At 64.0% G+C, this 17,609-nt stretch carries 16 protein-coding genes and 1 pseudogene; 11 read left to right on the top strand and 6 right to left on the bottom strand.

Features of this window, described 5'->3' with window-relative positions; all coding sequences use genetic code 11:
* Positions 1–122: 122 nt before the first annotated feature.
* Complete coding sequence (locus H5P29_RS18225; protein WP_154384175.1) at positions 123–860, top strand: flagellar biosynthetic protein FliO; 738 nt, start codon at positions 123–125, stop codon at positions 858–860.
* A gap of 77 nt (positions 861–937) precedes the next feature.
* On the opposite strand, the gene dksA is transcribed toward H5P29_RS18225, so the two are convergent.
* The gene (gene dksA, locus H5P29_RS18220) at positions 938–1,354 is read right to left on the bottom strand and encodes an RNA polymerase-binding protein DksA (protein WP_067961780.1); all 417 of its coding nucleotides are present in this window, start codon (positions 1,352–1,354) and stop codon (positions 938–940) included.
* 244 nt (positions 1,355–1,598) lie between these two features.
* On the opposite strand from dksA, the gene H5P29_RS18215 reads away from it, so the two are divergent.
* The 4 genes from H5P29_RS18215 to H5P29_RS18200 all read left to right on the top strand — a co-directional run bounded on the left by H5P29_RS18215 (position 1,599) and on the right by H5P29_RS18200 (position 5,345).
* Positions 1,599–2,102, top strand: a complete 504-nt coding sequence (locus H5P29_RS18215; protein ID WP_067961778.1) for a histidine phosphatase family protein — start codon at positions 1,599–1,601, stop codon at positions 2,100–2,102.
* 67 nt (positions 2,103–2,169) lie between these two features.
* A complete protein-coding gene (locus H5P29_RS18210) occupies positions 2,170–3,642 on the top strand; it encodes a YcjX family protein (RefSeq protein ID WP_154384173.1) in 1,473 nt (490 codons plus the stop codon).
* Positions 3,639–4,718: a YcjF family protein gene (locus H5P29_RS18205; protein ID WP_067961774.1), complete on the top strand. Its 1,080-nt coding sequence runs from the start codon at positions 3,639–3,641 to the stop codon at positions 4,716–4,718. Before H5P29_RS18210 ends, H5P29_RS18205 begins: the two co-directional genes overlap by 4 nt.
* Before the next feature lie 114 nt (positions 4,719–4,832).
* A complete protein-coding gene (locus H5P29_RS18200; RefSeq protein ID WP_246341006.1) occupies positions 4,833–5,345 on the top strand; it encodes a hypothetical protein in 513 nt (170 codons plus the stop codon).
* Positions 5,346–5,411: 66 nt separating this feature from the next.
* Here H5P29_RS18200 and H5P29_RS18195 read toward each other — a convergent pair whose 3' ends face one another.
* A complete protein-coding gene (locus H5P29_RS18195; protein WP_067961769.1) occupies positions 5,412–5,678 on the bottom strand; it encodes a hypothetical protein in 267 nt (88 codons plus the stop codon).
* 264 nt (positions 5,679–5,942) lie between these two features.
* Between H5P29_RS18195 and H5P29_RS18190 the strand changes: the two genes are divergently transcribed.
* Together H5P29_RS18190 and H5P29_RS18185 are read left to right on the top strand one after the other, a co-directional pair.
* Entirely contained in the window at positions 5,943–7,787 is a 1,845-nt protein-coding gene (locus H5P29_RS18190; RefSeq protein ID WP_067961768.1) for a monovalent cation:proton antiporter-2 (CPA2) family protein, read from the top strand.
* 66 nt (positions 7,788–7,853) lie between these two features.
* Positions 7,854–8,399, top strand: coding sequence for a DUF924 family protein (locus H5P29_RS18185; RefSeq protein ID WP_067966504.1), 546 nt, complete (start codon positions 7,854–7,856; stop codon positions 8,397–8,399).
* Positions 8,400–8,422: 23 nt separating this feature from the next.
* Here the strand turns inward: H5P29_RS18185 and H5P29_RS18180 are convergent, their stop codons facing one another.
* On the bottom strand, positions 8,423–8,998 hold the full coding sequence (locus tag H5P29_RS18180) for a GNAT family N-acetyltransferase (RefSeq protein ID WP_067961766.1): 576 nt from the start codon (positions 8,996–8,998) through the stop codon (positions 8,423–8,425).
* Positions 8,999–9,065: 67 nt separating this feature from the next.
* Between H5P29_RS18180 and H5P29_RS18175 the strand changes: the two genes are divergently transcribed.
* Entirely contained in the window at positions 9,066–10,394 is a 1,329-nt protein-coding gene (locus tag H5P29_RS18175; protein ID WP_154384172.1) for a DNA polymerase IV, read from the top strand.
* A gap of 40 nt (positions 10,395–10,434) precedes the next feature.
* Here H5P29_RS18175 and H5P29_RS18170 read toward each other — a convergent pair whose 3' ends face one another.
* Positions 10,435–10,590, bottom strand: a complete 156-nt coding sequence (locus tag H5P29_RS18170) for a YadA-like family protein (RefSeq protein WP_185910125.1) — start codon at positions 10,588–10,590, stop codon at positions 10,435–10,437.
* Between H5P29_RS18170 and H5P29_RS18165 the strand changes: the two genes are divergently transcribed.
* Positions 10,580–11,005 carry a hypothetical protein gene (locus tag H5P29_RS18165; RefSeq protein WP_185910124.1) on the top strand — a complete coding sequence of 142 codons (426 nt, stop codon included), beginning with the start codon at positions 10,580–10,582 and terminating at the stop codon, positions 11,003–11,005. The two genes, H5P29_RS18170 and H5P29_RS18165, sit on opposite strands and share 11 nt — an antisense overlap.
* Here the strand turns inward: H5P29_RS18165 and H5P29_RS18160 are convergent.
* Positions 10,977–11,949, bottom strand: a pseudogene (locus H5P29_RS18160) (methyltransferase). The gene H5P29_RS18165 and the pseudogene H5P29_RS18160 overlap by 29 nt on opposite strands.
* A gap of 218 nt (positions 11,950–12,167) precedes the next feature.
* Between H5P29_RS18160 and H5P29_RS18155 the strand changes: the two are divergent.
* The gene (locus H5P29_RS18155; protein ID WP_154384170.1) at positions 12,168–12,581 is read left to right on the top strand and encodes a YciI family protein; all 414 of its coding nucleotides are present in this window, start codon (positions 12,168–12,170) and stop codon (positions 12,579–12,581) included.
* Positions 12,582–13,907 (top strand): RNA polymerase sigma factor, encoded by a 1,326-nt coding sequence (locus H5P29_RS18150; protein ID WP_246670688.1) that lies wholly within the window; start codon positions 12,582–12,584, stop codon positions 13,905–13,907.
* 24 nt (positions 13,908–13,931) lie between these two features.
* Here H5P29_RS18150 and dnaE read toward each other — a convergent pair whose 3' ends face one another.
* Positions 13,932–17,381 (bottom strand): DNA polymerase III subunit alpha, encoded by a 3,450-nt coding sequence (dnaE, locus tag H5P29_RS18145; protein WP_185910123.1) that lies wholly within the window; start codon positions 17,379–17,381, stop codon positions 13,932–13,934.
* Between the last annotated feature and the right edge of the window lie 228 nt (positions 17,382–17,609).

Genomic DNA, 17,609 nt, shown 5'->3' with positions numbered 1-17,609 from the left:
CGGTGCAAGCCCGGGGCAAGATCATGCGCTTAGCGTCAATCGTGCCTGTAATGCGTGATGGCAACTTGCCGGGCGCGACAGCTAAGGTTTAGTGTCGCGCGGGGCGGCGACGGGGGTAAGACATGTTTGAATGGCTCGATAGCGTAGCAGGACCTGGATACACGGCGGCGGTGCTGTGGACCTTCGCCGCCCTCGTGCTGCTGGTCATCGTGCTCGTCATCGTCAAGCTGGTCCGCAGCCTGACTTTCGGCACCTTCGTTGCCGGCGGCAGGAACAGGAAGACGCGCCTCGCCGTCATGGACGCGACCGCCATCGACAGCCAGCGGCGGCTCGTTCTGGTGCGCCGCGACGACATCGAACACCTGCTGCTGATCGGCGGGCCGACCGACGTGGTGGTCGAAACCGATATCCGCATGACCGCGCCGCGGCGCCCGGCACTGACCGGCACCGAAGGTGCGCAACAAGCGCCCCAGGCGCCTCGTCCCCAGCAGAGCCCGCAGCAGCCAGCCCCTCGCCCGGCAACGCCGGCGACTGCCAGGCCGCAACAGCAGCAGCAGGCACCAGCGCCGGTCCAGTCACGCCCGGCACCGCCCAAGATGCCCTTGGCTTCGGCACCGCTGGTCACGAACAGCCCGGATCCCAAAACCTATGTTGCGCCAACCTACTCGGCTCCGGCGCGACCTGCACCTGCGCCCGTGGCGGCACCATCGCCGCGCGACCTCATCGACGACACGCTGATGAAGGAGCTCGAAGTGTCGCTCGACGACAAGCCGCAAGCCAAACCGGCAAAGCTTGTGGATCCATCGCTCGATGACGAAATGGCCAAGCTGCTTGGCGAACTTACCAGTCACAAGCGGTAAGCTTGACCGACGATCTTGTAATGCGGACAAGAAAAAAGGCGGCCGAAGCCGCCTTTTTCGTTTTTGCCATTCCGCGATCAGTCGTCTCGATAGACTTTTTCGCGGCGCTCGTGACGCTCCTGAGCCTCAATCGACAGCGTAGCGATCGGACGTGCGTCCAGTCGCTTCAGCGAAATCGGTTCACCTGTCTCCTCGCAATAGCCGTAGGTACCCTCGTCAATCCTCTGCAGGGCAGAGTCGATCTTGGAGATCAACTTGCGTTGCCGGTCGCGTGCCCTGAGTTCAATGGCACGGTCGGTCTCGGACGATGCGCGGTCGGCAAGATCCGGATGGTTGGCATTTTCCTGCTGAAGTATTTCGAGGGTTTCGCGAGCTTCGCGGAGGATGTCGTTCTTCCAGGCAACCAACTTAGCTCTGAAGTAAGACTTTTGCCGTTCGTTCATGAACGGCTCCTCATCGGAGGGCACGTAGCCAAGAGTAACGGTATCGTTCATTCGACTCACCCGACAACCCCGTTTTGGCGCCTATATATTCGCGGGCCAAGCCCCACACAAGCGTATTCATCGAAAAGTTTGCGCCGCCCACAATGTCGTGATTCGGACGTGGCAAGCGCGCAACTCTCACCTCAAGAAACGCGCAATGGCATCGTCCGGTTGCAAGCGGCCTGACGCTTGGCTACATCCAGAGATGACAAGTTGGCGCAGGCTCGTCGCGAGATCGGGCTTCCAGGAGCAACATTTGGGAAAGCTCTACCTTCTCCGACACGCCAAGGCCGGCTGGGCCCTGCCCGGCGTCAGGGATTTCGACCGGCCGCTCGACGCCACCGGCATCGCGGACGCCGAAGCCACCGGCACGGCAATGCGCGCCAACGGCTATGTGCCGGAACTCACACTCTGCTCCAACGCCCGGCGCGCCCGCGAAACCCTGGAGGGCCTCGCCGGCCACGCGGACACCGGCCGGGTCGTCTTCACCGACGACCTCTACAGCGCCGACGCCGCGGGCTATTTCGACAAGATCCGCGAAAATGGCAGGCACGGCTCGATCCTGGTCATCGGCCACAACCCGATGATGGAAGACCTCGCCATGGCTGTTTCAGGCGATGGCGACCAAGCGGCGCTGCATACGCTGCAGACCGGTTTCCCGACCTCGGGCCTGGCCGTGATCCGCTTCGAAGGCGAGCTTTCCGGAGCCGAACTCGGCAATGGCTATCTCGAGGCGTTTCTGACGCCTGCCGATCTTTGAAACCGGCCGCCATTTCAAATCCCTGCAGCGGCACCTATATCCGGCGCGACCGCATGGGGATCGACGATTGGCGTCTCTGACCACCTTCACCGATGAGGCGCGCATTGCGCTCGACACGTTTTCCGGCCGTGCCGCGGGACTTTTCTCGCCGTCTCTCCGGCTCGGAGTGACCGGGTTGTCGCGGGCCGGCAAGACCGTTTTCATCACGTCCTTCGTCCACAATCTGATCCATGGCGGCCGGCTGCCGCTGTTCGAGGCACAGAAATCGGGGCGCATTTCACGCGCTTTCCTCGAAGAACAGCCTGACGACGCCGTGCCTCGCTTCCAGTATGAGGATCATGTTTCGGCCCTCGTCGACCAGCGCATCTGGCCGGATTCGACCCGCGCGATTTCGGAACTCAGGCTGACCATAGAATTCGAGTCGGCCTCCGGCTGGAACCGCATGTTTTCAGCTGGAAAACTGTCGGTGGACCTCGTCGACTATCCGGGCGAATGGCTGCTCGACCTGCCGCTGCTCGGCAAGAGCTACGACGATTTCTCCCGGGAGGCGTTCGAGCTCGCACGCCTGCCGGTTCGTGCCGACCTGTCGGAAGCCTGGCGTGAGCTTGCCGCCACGGTCAAGCCCGAGGCGGATGCCGACGAGATGACGGCCCGGCGGCTGTTCGAGAGTTTTGCCGCCTATCTCAAGGCCTGCAAGGACGACGAGCGCGCGCTGTCGACGCTGCCGCCCGGCCGGTTCCTGATGCCCGGCGACCTCGAGGGATCACCAGCGCTAACCTTCGCCCCGCTTCCCGGCCTCAGCCAGCGGGCGCGGCCCGGCTCGCTGCACGCGATGATGGAAAGGCGCTACGAGGCCTACAAGACGCATGTGGTGAAGCCGTTCTTCCGCGAACATATCGCGCGGCTCGACCGCCAGATCGTGCTGATCGACGCGATGCAGGCACTGAACGCCGGCCCCGGCGCCATCGCCGACCTCGAGCGCGCGGTGACCGAAATCCTCGCCTGCTTCCGGCCGGGCCGGGGCAATATCCTGACCGACCTGTTCTCGCGACGCATCGACCGCATCCTGGTTGCAGCGACCAAGGCGGATCACCTGCATCACGAGAGCCACGACCGGCTGCAGTCGATCGTGCGCCGGCTCACCGACCGCGCCGTGGCACGCGCCAACCTCTCCGGTGCCGAGGTCGACGTGCTGGCGCTTGCCGCCGTCCGCGCCACCCGCGAAGGCACCGTCAAGCAAGGTCGCGAGACACTGCCCGTCATCATCGGGACCCCGATCGAAGGCGAGACGATCGGCAAGGAACGCTTCGACGGCAACAGTGAAACTGCCATATTTCCCGGGGACTTACCTGACAAGGCTGATGTCGTGTTCCAGGATTTCGGCACCAATCACCGCCAGGATGCGAATGATCCGACGATCCGTTTCGTGCGCTTCCGCCCGCCCCGGCTGGAGCGCACGGCCGAAGGCGTGACGCTGTCGCTGCCGCACATCCGGCTCGACCGCGCGCTGCAATTCCTCATCGGAGACCATCTCGCATGAGCGCTCCCCGAAAACCCGCGGCCTTTCGCATCGAGCCGGAACCGGTAACGGAAGAGACAGCCGTCCGTGCGCCGTCGGCGGCGGCACCGCGCAAGCCGCGCGCGCTGGCAGCCGAAGCCGCTGTGGTGACGCCAGCCGAGTTCGATGTCTTCGACGAGGCGGACATTGCTGCGGCCGAACCACCGCCCGCAACCGCCCAAAGGCGCAGGTCCCGCATCGGCGCGATCTTCCTTACCGCCTTCGGCATCCTGATCTCGCTCGGCGTCGGGCTCTGGACCGACAGGCTGATCCGCGACCTGTTCTCGCGCGCCGACTGGCTCGGCTGGCTGGCGGTGGCCGCCGCAGGCATCGCGGCATCGGCACTTGTGGTGATCCTCGCCCGCGAGCTTCTGGCAGTGTTCCGGCTGGCCTCTGTCGAGCGCCTGCGCAACCGGGCGACTGACGCCATTGCGCGCAACGATCCGGCCGCAGCTCGCAACGTCGTCGACGAATTGTCGAACCTTTTGTCGTCGAAGCCTGAAACGGCGGCGGGCCGGCGCGCGCTCGCCGACCTGCGCGGCGAAGTGATCGACGGCGCCGATCTCGTGCGGCTCGCCGAAGCCGAGATACTGACACCGCTCGACGCGCAAGCGAAGATTCTCATCCTCGACGCCGCCAAGCGTGTGTCGCTGGTAACCGCGGTCAGCCCGCGTGCGCTGGTCGATATCGCCTATGTCGTGTTCGAGGCCGGACGTCTGATCCGGCGCCTGTCTGAACTCTATGGCGGCAGGCCCGGCACGCTCGGCTTCTTCCGGCTTGCCCGTTCGGCCATTGCCCATCTCGCCGTCACCGGCTCGATTGCCGTCGGCGACAGTTTCGTCCAGCAGCTTGTCGGCCACGGCCTTGCCGCCAAGGTGTCGGCCAAGCTCGGCGAAGGCGTGGTCAACGGCATGATGACGGCCCGCATCGGCATCGCCGCGATGGAAACGGCACGGCCCCTGCCCTTTGCCGCGGTCAAGCGCCCCGGCATAGGCGATTTCCTGGCTGCGCTGACCACCTTCGCGACCAAGGACAAGGGCGCCGAAAAGGTCAAATAGACGAAGCATTAACCATTCTTGGTCATGGTCCTCAAAGCTAATCGTTCCAGTTTCCTGCTGTCGGGTGTGCCCATGAAGCGCTTGTTGTTGTCCGCTGTCCTGCCTGCCGTGGCTATGGCGCTGCCGTCCGTCGCGCATGCCGACACGGTCAAGGGCGCCGAGCGCGACAAGAAGTTCTTCAAGACAGTGGAAGGCGAATGGGTCGGGCCGGGCGAGATCGTCGCCGGCAAATACAAGGGTACCAAATTCACCTGCAACTTCACCGGTTCGACCCCTGACGGCACAGTCGGCATGTCTCTCGACGGCGGATGCCGCGTCGGCGTGTTCACGCAGAAGATGTCGGCAACCATCGAACAGAAGGGCCGCAGCGGCTATCGCGGCAAGTTCCTGGACGGCTCCGAAGGCAAGGGCCTCGACATCATCTCCGGCAGTGTTGTCGACGGCCGGAAGGTGATCCTGTCGCTCAACCGCAACCAGCTCAACGGCGTCATGCAGGCACGCATGCCCGACGACAACCTGATGCATGTCACCGTCTCGGTACGCGTCGACAAGCAACTGGTGCCGGTGATCGGCATGAAGCTGTCGCGCGTCGACGGAACCGCCGTCGGAGCCATCGCCAAGAACTGATTCTTCAAATCGCAAAGAAAAAGGGCGGCACCCGTGGTACCGCCCTTTTCGTTTCAGGCCGAAGAATCAGCCCTTGATGGCGGTCAGCAGGTCGTCATAGGCCTTGCAGGCCTCTTCCGACGTCGTCGCACCGGTGTACTTCGTGGCAACTTCCTGCACCTTGGCGGACAGCTCGGCAGCCTTGGCCGGGTCCTTGGTGATGGCTTCCTGAAGCGCGGTCGCCACTTCCTGGCCCTTCTTGGTCAGAACCTCGGCGGTGCATTCGGGCGCCTTCGAGCAGGCCGAAAGGCCAAGCGCGGCAACGCCGAGCACGGCAAACAGCATATTTCTCATGTCAGTCCTCTCCTCGTAGCCGGCAACAAACGCCGGCGGCAGTTCAACCCCACACTGGTCGAAACCGAGCCCGCCTTAGCGTCAAGCCATGTCACACGCAATGGCAGGTTGTGGGGCCAGAGCCATGCCACAGCGATTCGGCGACAATGTTGTGGCGGGACAATTCGATAGGCTGGCCGGGCTGTTCTGAAGCGCCCGAAGCACCTATCTTGGCGCTTTCCCACCAAGCGGTATCAGCCGCACAGCCAAGGATCGAAAAGGCGCATGGCAGCAGAGACAGCGGGTGTCGATCTGGTTCCGGTGGTGGCGCTGCTGGCTGCAGGCGTCGTGGCCGTCCCCATCTTCAAGCGACTCGGCCTCGGCTCCATCCTCGGCTACCTCAGCGCCGGTGTGGTCATTGGCCCATTCGGCATCGGCATCTTCACCGAATCCTCCACCATCCTGCATGTCGCCGAACTCGGCGTGGTGATGTTCCTGTTCATCATCGGCCTCGAAATGCAGCCGTCGCGGCTGTGGGGTCTGCGGCGCGAAATCTTCGGGCTGGGCGCACTGCAGGTCGGCATCTGCGCGGCTCTGTTGACCATGGTTGGCCTCGCCGGAGGTTTCCTGGTCTCCCAATCCTTTGTCGCCGGTGCCGGCTTTGTGCTGACGTCCACCGCAATCGTCATGCAGTTGCTCGACGAGCGTGGCGAGATGTCGACGCCAAAGGGGCAGCGCATGGTTTCGATCCTGCTGCTCGAGGACCTCGCCATCGTGCCTTTGCTGGCTCTGGTGGCCTTCCTGGCGCCGGCAGCCTCCGACACTGGTACGGGCTGGGCCGGGCGGCTGACCGACATCGGCATCGGCGTCGCGTCGATCACCGGACTGGTCATCGCCGGCCGCTATCTGCTCAATCCGTTGTTCCGGGTCCTTGCCGACTCGCGCGCTCGCGAAGTGATGACCGCAGCTGCCTTGCTCGTTGTGCTGGGTGCAGCACTCGCCATGCAACTTGGCGGTCTTTCCATGGCGATGGGTGCGTTTCTCGCCGGCGTGCTGCTGTCCGAATCGACCTTCCGCCATCAGCTCGAAGCCGACGTTGAACCCTTCCGCGGTATCCTGCTCGGCATGTTCTTCATCGCGGTCGGCATGTCACTCGACCTGACGGTCGTGCTGGCCAACTGGCAGATGATCGCCTTCTACGTCGTCGTCTACATGCTGATGAAAGGCATCGGCATCTATGGGGTTGCGCGCTTCCGGAAGTCGGGTCATCGCGAGGCGCTGGAACGTGCCGTCATCATGGCGCAAGGCGGCGAATTCGCCTTCGTGCTCTACTCCTCGGCGCTGGCCGTCGGCATCATCGACGGCGAGGCCAATGCGATCCTGACTGCCATCATCATCATCTCGATGGTGCTGACCCCGTTGGCGATCATGGTGCTGCGCCGCTTCACGCCGCAGGTCGAACAATCGCTCGAAGACGTTGATGTCGCAGCGGAACTCAGTGGCACGGTGCTCGTGATCGGCTTCGGTCGCTTCGGACAGATCGCCAGCCAGCCTTTGCTGCTGCGCGGCGTCGACGTGTCGATCATCGACAACGACGTCGAGATGATCCAGGCGGCCGCCGATTTCGGCTTCAAGATCTATTATGGCGACGGCACCCGGCTCGATATCCTGCATGCGGCAGGCGCCGGACGGGCACGCGCCGTGCTGATCTGCGTCGACAAGGAAGACGTTGCTGTCCGCATCGCACAAAACCTCGCCGCCGAGTTCCCGTTGGTGCCGGTTCTGGCGCGTGCCTATGACCGCGGCACGGCGATGAAGCTCATTCGCGCCGGCGTCGACTATCAACTGCGCGAGACATTCGAATCGGCGATCGTCTTTGGCGGCGCCACGCTCGAAAAGCTCGGCGAGGATCGGGACGACGTCGCCGAGGTGATCGAGGAAGTGCGCCGCCGTGACGCCGCACGGCTGGAGATGCAGTTCGCCGGCGACATCCACGCCGGCGGCGACTTCCTGCAAGGCAATATCGCCGGGCCGGTGCCGACACCGCTGACACCGCCGCGCCGTACCGCCAAGGCCCTTAACGAGGAAGCAGCGGACGCGATCGCCAAGAGGGTCGTGCCTGGCGAATGATGGATTTGCCGTCGCGCGTCGATGGGCTACGCGCGATGCCACAGTGAAAGCAACGAGGAGCCGAAGATGATCGACAGGCAGCGTGCAACCGAAGTGGTCGCCTTTTGGCGCGAATCCGGGCCGGAAAGCTGGTTCCGCAAGGACGAGATGTTCGACGACAGCTTCCGCAGCCGCTTCGGCGACCTGCACATGGCCGCCGCCAAGCGCCAGTGCGACCACTGGGCAGACGATGCCGAGGGGGCGCTGGCGCTGATGATCCTGCTCGACCAGTTTCCGCGCAATTGCTTCCGTGGCAGCGGCCACATGTATGCCACCGATCCGCTCGCCCGCCATTTCGCGCGCCGGGCGGTGGCCGACGGCCACGACATGGCGACGGATGGGCCAATCCGGGTGTTTTTCTATCTGCCGTTCTCGCATTCCGAGACGCTGGCCGATCACGACACCCCGCTCGAACGCTCGACGGCGCTTGGCGGCGACTACCTCAAGCACGCCATCGGTCATCGCGACATCGTCGCCCGTTTTGGCCGCTTCCCGCACCGCAACTTCATCCTCGGCCGCGAATCGACCGAGCAGGAGCTGGCGTTTCTCGAAGCCGGCGGCTTTTCAGGTTAAGTTGCTTCCGCCGTAGCCACGCCTCACAGTTCAAGACGCATCAGCGGCCGGCCCGGCTTCCGCTCGATTGCGCGCGTAAACCCCGCCTTTTCGAACACCCGCGTCGAGCCGACAAACAGGCTGACCGGGTGTTTGCCGTTCGATTGGTCGATTGGGCAGGCTTCAAGCACGCGGGCACCCGCCTGGCGCGCGAATGCGACACCGGCGTCGACAAGCCGGTGCGTCACACCCTGGCCGCGTGCCTTGCCGCGGATGAAGAAGCAGGAAATGGCCCAGACGGCTGGATCGCCGGCATCCTCTGGTGACAACGGCGCGGAGCCCCTGCCCTTGTTGTTGAATTCGGGCACGTCGGCGCGCGGGCCGATCTGCATCCAGCCGACCGCTTCGCCATCCGAGAATGCCAGCAGGCCCGGCGGCGGGCCGGCCGCGATTCGCGTCTTGATGTGATCCTTGTTGCTCTCGCGTTTGCTGTTCCGCCTGACCGCCGGCGGCAGCCTGAAATAGGTGCACCAGCAGCCATAGCAGGCGCCCTGCTTGCCGAACAAATCCTCAAAATGTGGCCACAGATCCGGTGTCAGCGGCGAAATGGCATCAGTCATGGCATGGCTCCAGAGCGCAGCCTTGTCCCGACGGGGCAGCTGACATAAAATCGCGCTTGTTCTCTTTATGTTCGCAGCGAAGGCGATGCCTGTCAACGATCCCAGCCACGGTTTTTGCCGCGACTGCCTTGCCCTTCAGCGTGGGTCGGGACCGCGCTGCCACGGCTGCGGCAGCCCGCGCCTGTTGCGCCATCCCGAGCTTTACAAGCTGCACCTCGCCCATATCGACTGCGATGCCTTCTATGCGGCAGTCGAAAAGCGCGACAATCCCGAGCTCAAGGACAAGCCGGTCATCATCGGCGGCGGCAAGCGCGGCGTGGTCTCCACGGCCTGCTACATCGCCCGTATCCATGGCGTGCGCTCGGCAATGCCGATGTTCAAGGCGCTGGAGGCCTGTCCAGAGGCGGTCGTGATCAGCCCCGACATGGAAAAATACGTCCGCGTCGGGCGCGAGGTGCGCTCGATGATGCAGGCGCTGACGCCGCTGGTGGAGCCGCTGTCGATCGACGAGGCCTTTCTCGACCTTGACGGCACCGAGCGCCTGCATGGCCTGCCGCCGGCCCTTGTGCTCGCCCGCTTTGCGGTTGCCGTCGAGAAGGAGATCGGCATCACCGTCTCCGCCGGCCTGTCCTACTGCAAGTTCCTCGCCAAGGTCGCTTCCGACCTGCGCAAGCCGCGCGGCTTTGCCGTCATCGGCGAGGCCGAGGCGCTCGCCTTCCTCGCGCCACAGCCGGTGACGATGATCTGGGGCGTCGGAAAAGCCTTTGCCGCGACGCTCGAAAGCGACGGCATCCGCAGCATCGGCCAGTTGCAGCGCATGGACCGCGGCGACCTGATGCGGCGCTACGGCACGATGGGGAGCCGGCTCTATCACCTGTCGCGCGGCCAGGACGATCGCCAGGTGTCGCCCGACCAGGAAGCCAAGAGCGTTTCGGCGGAAACCACCTTCGATACCGATCTCGCGTCGTCGGCGGAGCTGGTGCCTGTGCTGCGTGCGCTGTCGGAAAAGGTCTCGGCGCGGCTGAAGAAGGCAAACATTGCCGGCCGCACCGTCGTGCTCAAGCTCAAGAGCCAGGACTTCAAGCTCCGGACGCGCAACCGCCAGCTGACCGACCCGACACGGCTTGCCGACCGCATCTTCCAGACCGGCATGCAGCTTTTGTCGAAGGAAACCGACGGCACAAAGTACCGCCTGCTCGGCATCGGTGTCAGCGACCTCTCCGATGACGAACGCGCCGACCCGCCCGATCTCGTCGACGTCCAGTCGCGCAAGCGGGCGCTGGCCGAAGGCGCCATCGACGTGCTGCGCGGCAAGTTCGGCAAGAACGCCGTCGAGACCGGCTACACCTTCGGCAAAGGCCGCAATGCGCATCCGCCCGAGGCGCTGGACGACTGAAACGCACGCGGCAAGCACGTCTGCTGGAACCAGCGTCTCGCTACCAGGCGAATGTCAGGCCGGCGCGGCTGCCCACCGTGCCGTGGCGCGCGCCGACACCGATGCCGCCATGCAGGTGCAGATTGTCGTTGAAGCGCATGGCTGCGGTTCCGGCAAAGCCGTTCTCGCCCTCGAAGTTGACCCAGTTGATCGACATCGCGAAGTCCTTGTCGGAAGGCAACGTGCCGCCCGCCATCGCCAAGGCAATGGCGCTGCTGGCCTTTGCCGATGCTGCCGGAGAAGCTGTCCTCCAGCGCGGCGACGCGGCCGTCGAGCGAAGCGATCGTGTCCGGCCCGAAGTTCGACATCGCCAGATTGCCGCCGACCCCCATTTTGCTGCTGCCGTGCTGATCTTCCCCAAGAGCGCGCACAGGTGGGGCAAATCAAACACAGTCTGGGAGTTGCGCATCCGGCAGATGCCGGATGAAATCTGCTTCGCAGCAGATTCAGCGGGTGCTCGAGCCGAGTGTTTTTGGAGTTTTCACCGGCGCCATCGCCGATGCCAGTCAGAGGCGCTCCCGCAGTTGCTTCAGCGGATACAGGTCACGCCGGCTCGCCTTCGACAATGCTGATACGCGGCCCGGCGTCGATCACCTTGGTCAGCCGGAAGCCGGATGCTGCGAACAGCGCCGCGAAGTCGTCCCTGGTTCTTTCCTGTCCGCCGGGTACCGCCAGCATGTTGAGGTCGGCGAATTTGGCGCGCGCCTTCGTTCGGTGGCGCGAGAACAGCTTCGAGTACGACCAGCGTCCCATCCGGCCGGATTGCCCGCCGGCAGCTTTTCAGCACGGCGATCGAGCGCTCGTCGTCCCAGTCGTGCAATATCCATTTCATGACATGCGCATCGGCACCCTCCGGCACGGCAGCGAAGAAGTCGCCGCCGACCACCTCGCAGCGATCGGCGACCGACGCCGCACTGAGAACGGCACCGGCACCCTCGACCACCATCGGCTGGTCAAACAGGATGCGGCGCTGCGACGGATTGCGGGCAAGGATCGCCGCCAGCAAGGCACCCTGGCCGCCGCCGACATCCATGACGACGTCGAAGCTGCCGAAGTCGTAGGCCGCAAGCACCGCCGCAGCGACTGCCGGCACGAAGGACGACATTGCCCGGTCGAAGATCAGCGACTCCTCTGGATGATCGATGCGGTACTGCCAGACACCGATGCCATGCGCATGCGCGAACGCGTTCTCGCCGGTGTGTACGCTGTGCAACAGCTCACCCCAGGCGTCGCGGTAGTAGGCTCGGCCAACCATGCGCGCCCAGGGTGCGACGGATTGCTCGGCATCCGAACGCAGCCCCGACCCAAGCATCGTCAGGGAAAACTGCCTCGTCGCCCCTTCATGGAGCACACCGACCGAAGCAAGCGCACGCAACAGGCGGTAGAGCGCCTGCGGGTGAGACCCGGTCGCAGCGGCGAGATCGTCGCTGGAACGCGGTCCGTTCGTCAGTTCATCGGCAATGCCAAGGGTTGCGGCGACGCAGATCGCCTGGGACACCTGATACCCATTCACCATCTGCATGAGATCTGCTGCGGCGGCTTTCTCGTCCATGACGGCGCCCTCTCACTGGCCGAGGCAAAGTACCAGCAGTGATGAAGCGCCGCAACGAAGCAAAGTGTTGCACGCGGCAAGAAATCGCCAACGGCTTTGTCGATCCTGCTGCCTTCTGCTCGTCGTGTTGGCAGACTAGGCTCAGACAATGGTGTCGGGCCTCATTATGCGGGAGCAAACCAATGCGTTTCATGTTCGTGATCAAGGCCAGCAAGGACTCCGAAGCGGGCGTCATGCCCCCGGCGGAAATGATCTCAGCCATGGCCGACTATCACGGAGAACTGGCCAAGGCCGGTGTGCTGCTCGACGGCAGCGGCCTGCAGCCGAGCTCCAAGGGTTGGCGCATCACATGGTCTGGCGGCAAGAAGACCATCACTGATGGCCCCTTTGCCGAGACCAAGGAACTGATCGCCGGCTACACGATCATCCAGGTGAAGACGCGCGAGGAAGCGATGGAATGGGCCAACCGCTTTCCCAACCCGCAGATCGAGAACGGCCAGATCGAGGTGCGCCAGATGTTCGATCTCGAGGATTTCGAGCCCAGCGAAGGCATCGATCGCTTTCGCGAAATGGGCATCGCGCAAGACAGGTCATAGATGGCCGCATACGATATCGATCCGCAGCCAACGATGCCGACCGACATTGTCTCTGATGACAGCGTCGCCAGAAGCCGCGCGACGCACAGGGCCATCGAGACAGTGTTCCGCATGGAGCGGGCGCGGATCGTGGCGGCACTCACCCGGTTCACCCGCAGCGTCGACCTGGCGGAAGAGTTGGCCCAGGATGCCCTTATCGCGGCACTGCGCAATTGGCCCGTTTCAGGCATCCCGGACAAGCCTGGCGCCTGGCTGATCACTTCGGCCAGGCGCCGGGCCATCGACCATTTTCGGCGTGCCAAGATGGCAAACGGCAAACTCGCACTGCTGGGTATCGATGCCGACGTCGAGGCAATGGCCGAGCCAGAGGACGGGATGGGCGACGACATGCTCGGACTGATGTTCGTGTCCTGCCATCCGGTGCTTTCGGCCGACGCACGGGCGGCACTCACCTTGCGGTTGGTCGGTGGCCTGACCACGGAAGAGATCGCCCGCGCCTACCTGGTTTCCGAAGCAGCGATGGCGCAGCGCATCATCAGGGCCAAGCGCACTCTGTCGGACGCTTGCGTGCCGTTCGAGGTGCCTGCCGGCCAGGATCGCGCCGACCGGCTGAGCTCGGTGCTCGAAGTGCTCTATCTCGTCTTCAACGAAGGCTATTCCGCCACCCGCGGCGACGATTGGATGCGGCCACAACTCTGTCAGGAGGCGATGCGGCTGGGGCGGATGCTGGCGCTGCTTGCACCCAATGACACTGAAGTTCACGGCCTGGTCGCGTTGATGGAAATCCAGGCATCGCGCTTGCCGGCCCGCACCGATGCCGACGGCAAGCCGATCCTGCTGCTCGACCAGATCAGATCCCGTTGGGACCATCTGCTAATCAATCGCGGCCTTGCGGCACTCGCCAAGGCCGAAGCCATGCAGCAACCAGGCCCATACACGCTGCAGGCGGCGATCGCGGCCTGCCACGCCCGGGCGCACGCGGCCGAACAGACCAACTGGCCGCGCATCGCCGCTCTCTACGCGGCGCTGGCCGCGCTTGCGCCCTCGCCCGTGATCGAGCTGAACCGGGCCATGGCACTGGCGATGGCATTCGGTCCGGCAGCCGGACTGGAGCTCGCCGACCAGCTGATGCTGGAGCCGGCGCTGCGCAACTATCACCTGCTGCCAAGCGTGCGCGCAGACCTTTTGATGAAGCTCGGTCGCCTTGGTGAGGCGCTTGGCGAGTTCGAACGGGCGGCTGCACTAACCCAAAACGAGCGCGAGCGGGCCATGCTTGTGGAACGGGCGCAGGCCTGCCGGGCCGAGCTGGCCGGCAAGGCGAAGTGACGTCGCCGGAGACAACCTAACCGGCTAGACCAGCTCGACCTCGACAACTCCCGGCACGGCGCGCATCGCCGAAGCGATCGACGGCGTGATGCGGTAGCGTTCGCGTAGCTCGATTTCGATCTCGCCCTCGGCCTCGCCCTTGAGCACGATGAAGCTTACCTCGCCTTCGCCGCGCACCGTCAGCTGGTTGGACAGCATGTTGAGCGGAGCCGCATCGCGCACGAAGATGCGCAGCGTCTTCTGCACCCGGCTCGCTTCGTCCTCGAGCGACTGCACAGTCTGGATGCGCAGGTTGACGCCTTCGGGGCGATCCTCGGCGGCAACGGTGACGACCACCGATTTGCCGGGTTCACACAGGTCGCGATACTGCGCCAGCGTCTCCGAGAACATCACCGCTTCATACTGACCCGAGACATCCGAGAACTGGACGATGCCCATCTTGTTGCCGGTCTTGGTCTTGCGTTCCTGCTTGGTGGTGACGGTACCGGCCAGACGCCCTGCAGTCGCACCACGCTTCACGGCAGCGGCAAAGTCGGCCCAGTTCTGGACGCGCATCTTCTCAAGTGCGGCCTTGTATTCGTCGAGCGGATGCGCCGAGAGGTAGAAGCCGACGACCTGGAATTCGCGATGCAGGCGATCGGCGGCAAGCCAGGCGTCGGCGACCGGCAGGTGCAGCGACGGCGCCTGCCCTGAGGCAGCACTGCCGAAGATGTCGGACTGGCCAAGGGTGGCATTTTCGTGGGCGCGGGAGGCAAGGCCCATCATGCGCTCGATGCCCGCCATCATCGCCGCGCGCTCGTGGCCGAAACAGTCGAGCGCGCCGGCCATGATCAGGCTTTCAAAGACACGCTTGCCGACCAGCTTGGGGTCGATGCGCTCGCAGAAGTCGGCGAGGCTGGCGAAAGGCTTTTCCTGGCGCTTGGCAACGATGTGGTGCACCGCCGCCTCACCCACGCCTTTGATCGCGGCGAGCGAGTAGAAGATCTTCTTCTCGCCGACCTCGAAGTCGCGGAAGCTGGTCATAACCGATGGCGGCACGACGTCGATGCCGAGCCGCATCGCATCCTGGCGGAAGTCGTTCAGCTTGTCCGTGTTGGACATATCGTAGGTCATCGAGGCCGCGAGGAACTCGACCGGATAGTGTGCTTTCAGATACGCCGTCTGGTAGGAGACGATGGCGTAGGCTGCGGCGTGCGACTTGTTGAAGCCGTAGTCGGCAAACTTGGCGAGCAGGTCGAAGATGGCGTTGGCCTGCGGTTTGCTGACCTTCTTGTCCATGGCACCGGTGACGAAGCGCTCGCGCTGCTTGTCCATCTCGGCGCGGATCTTCTTGCCCATGGCGCGGCGCAGCAGATCGGCTTCGCCGAGCGAATAGCCCGACAGCACCTGCGCGATCTGCATGACCTGCTCCTGGTAAACGATGACGCCTTGCGTCTCCTTCACCAGATAGTCGATCATCGGATGGATCGAGGCGATCTCCTCGTCACCATGCTTGCGGGCGTTGTAGGTCGGGATGTTCTCCATCGGGCCGGGGCGGTAGAGTGCCACCAGCGCGATGATGTCCTCGACCTGGTCGGGCTTCATGCCGATCAGCGCCTTGCGCATGCCGGCACTTTCAACCTGAAAGATGCCGACGGTCTCGCCGCGCGACAGCATGGCGTAGGTCAGCGGATCGTCGAGCGGGATCAGCGCGAGGTCGATGTCGACGCCCTTGCGGCTGATGAAATGCACCGCCTTTTGCAGCACCGTCAGCGTCTTCAGGCCGAGGAAGTCGAACTTCACCAGTCCGGCCTGCTCGACATATTTCATGTTGAACTGGGTGACCGGCATGTCCGAGCGCGGGTCTCGATACATCGGCACCAGTTCGGACAACGGGCGGTCACCGATGACAATGCCGGCGGCGTGCGTCGAGGCGTGGCGGTAGAGGCCCTCGAGCTTCTGTGCCATGTCGAGCAGCGTCTGCACGATCGGCTCGCGTTCTGCCTCCTCGGCAAAGCGCGGCTCGCCCTCGATCGCCTGGGCCAGCGTCACCGGATTGGCCGGGTTCTGCGGCACCATCTTGGTGAGCTTGTCGACCTGGCCATAAGGCATCTGCAGAACGCGGCCAACGTCGCGCAGCACGGCGCGCGCCTGCAGCGTACCGAAGGTGATGATCTGACCGACCTGGTCGCGACCATACTTGCCGACCACATAACGGATCACCTCTTCGCGGCGGTCCTGGCAGAAGTCGATGTCGAAGTCGGGCATCGAGACGCGGTCGGGGTTGAGGAAGCGCTCGAACAGCAGCGAGAAACGCAGCGGATCGACATCGGTGATGGTCAGCGCATAGGCAACCAGCGAGCCTGCACCTGAACCACGGCCGGGGCCGACCGGGATGCCCTGTTGCTTGCCCCATTTGATGAAGTCGGCAACGATCAGGAAGTAGCCCGGGAATTTCATTCGCTCGATGATGCCAAGCTCATATTCGAGCCGTTCCTGGTACTGTTCGGGCGTGTAGCCGGTCGACAGGCCACGCGTTTCCAGGCGCATCGCAAGACCTTCGCGAGCCTGGCGGGACAGTTCCGCCGCTTCGGCGGCAACCGCCGCGTCAGCATCGGCGATGTCGCCACCGGTGAATCGCGGCAGGATCGGATTGCGGTTCTTGGGATAGTAGGAACAGCGCCTGGCGATCTCGACGGTGTTGTCGATCGCCTCAGGCAGATCGGCAAAAAGCTCTGCCATCTCCTTCTGCGACTTGAGGAAATTGTCCGGCGTCAGCCTGCGGCGATTGTCCTCGGCGACGACCGAACCCTCGGCGATGGCAATGAGCGCGTCATGGGCCTCGAAGTCGGCACGCTTGGCGAAGAACGCCTCATTGGTGGCGACCAGCGGCAGATAGTGGCGATAGGCGAGTTCGATCGTTGCCGCCTCGATCATGCGGTCATAGCCGGCCAGACGCTCGAGTTCGACGTAAAGCCGATCGCCGAACATCTGCTTCAGGGTCAGCAGGCGGCTTTCGGCAATTGCCGTATGGTCGCTCTTGATCGCGGCACCGACCGGCCCGCGTGGGCCACCGGTCAGGCAGATAATACCGTCCGCTGCGGTGGCGAGCCAATCGAGCTTGGCGTGCACCGGTTCGCCGTTCGGGGTTTCGAGATAGAGCCGGCTGACCAGCCTGACAAGGTTGGCGTAGCCGGTCTCGGTCGCGGCAATCAGAACCACCGGAAACAGATCGAGTGCCTGCTTCCAGCCCTGGCCGCGTTGGGTGCTGTCGCCACCGTCTGCAAAGTCAACGTCGACCTGGCAAGCGATCAATGGCTGCACACCATCCTTGGTGGCCTTCTGGGCAAACTCCAGCGCGCCGAACAGGTTGTTGGTGTCGGCAACCGCGATGGCGGGCGCCTCGTCCTTGGCAGCGTGTCCGACGACCTTGTCGAGCTTCAGGGCACCTTCGAGCAGCGAATAGGCAGAGTGAACGCGCAGATGAATGAACATCCGGTCGGAAGTCTCTGGTTTTTCTGCCCTTATGAGCGCTTCACGCTTCAGGGGATCGCGTGGGAGCCTGTCACTCGACATCGAATCGTCTGCCATTTACCTGGAAATTCCGTGGCCATGTTCGGCCACGCCAGCCACCATGTCCATCCCGCAAGGGGTCGCGTCGGAAACCGCTTGTGGAGTATCATGCCAACCGTCGTCCTGCGACGTTCAGGTGTCGCCTTGCCG

This window comes from Aminobacter sp. MDW-2 (assembly GCF_014250155.1).
GTDB lineage: Bacteria > Pseudomonadota > Alphaproteobacteria > Rhizobiales > Rhizobiaceae > Aminobacter > Aminobacter ciceronei.
The sequence above is the reverse complement of the archived record's forward strand: the minus strand, read 5'-3'. Positions and strand labels throughout refer to the sequence as shown.

What these genes read in the sequence shown, in the direction of transcription:
- H5P29_RS18225 (WP_154384175.1), top strand. Translation starts at nt 123, where the DNA reads ATGTTTGAATGGCTCGATAGCGTAGCAGGACCTGGATACACGGCGGCG.
- dksA (WP_067961780.1), bottom strand. Translation starts at nt 1,354, where the DNA reads ATGAACGATACCGTTACTCTTGGCTACGTGCCCTCCGATGAGGAGCCG.
- H5P29_RS18205 (WP_067961774.1), top strand. Translation starts at nt 3,639, where the DNA reads ATGAGCGCTCCCCGAAAACCCGCGGCCTTTCGCATCGAGCCGGAACCG.
- H5P29_RS18200 (WP_246341006.1), top strand. Translation starts at nt 4,833, where the DNA reads ATGGCGCTGCCGTCCGTCGCGCATGCCGACACGGTCAAGGGCGCCGAG.
- H5P29_RS18195 (WP_067961769.1), bottom strand. Translation starts at nt 5,678, where the DNA reads ATGAGAAATATGCTGTTTGCCGTGCTCGGCGTTGCCGCGCTTGGCCTT.
- H5P29_RS18190 (WP_067961768.1), top strand. Translation starts at nt 5,943, where the DNA reads ATGGCAGCAGAGACAGCGGGTGTCGATCTGGTTCCGGTGGTGGCGCTG.
- H5P29_RS18185 (WP_067966504.1), top strand. Translation starts at nt 7,854, where the DNA reads ATGATCGACAGGCAGCGTGCAACCGAAGTGGTCGCCTTTTGGCGCGAA.
- H5P29_RS18180 (WP_067961766.1), bottom strand. Translation starts at nt 8,998, where the DNA reads ATGACTGATGCCATTTCGCCGCTGACACCGGATCTGTGGCCACATTTT.
- H5P29_RS18175 (WP_154384172.1), top strand. Translation starts at nt 9,066, where the DNA reads ATGTTCGCAGCGAAGGCGATGCCTGTCAACGATCCCAGCCACGGTTTT.
- H5P29_RS18170 (WP_185910125.1), bottom strand. Translation starts at nt 10,590, where the DNA reads ATGTCGATCAACTGGGTCAACTTCGAGGGCGAGAACGGCTTTGCCGGA.
- H5P29_RS18155 (WP_154384170.1), top strand. Translation starts at nt 12,168, where the DNA reads ATGCGTTTCATGTTCGTGATCAAGGCCAGCAAGGACTCCGAAGCGGGC.
- H5P29_RS18150 (WP_246670688.1), top strand. Translation starts at nt 12,582, where the DNA reads ATGGCCGCATACGATATCGATCCGCAGCCAACGATGCCGACCGACATT.
- dnaE (WP_185910123.1), bottom strand. Translation starts at nt 17,381, where the DNA reads ATGTTCATTCATCTGCGCGTTCACTCTGCCTATTCGCTGCTCGAAGGT.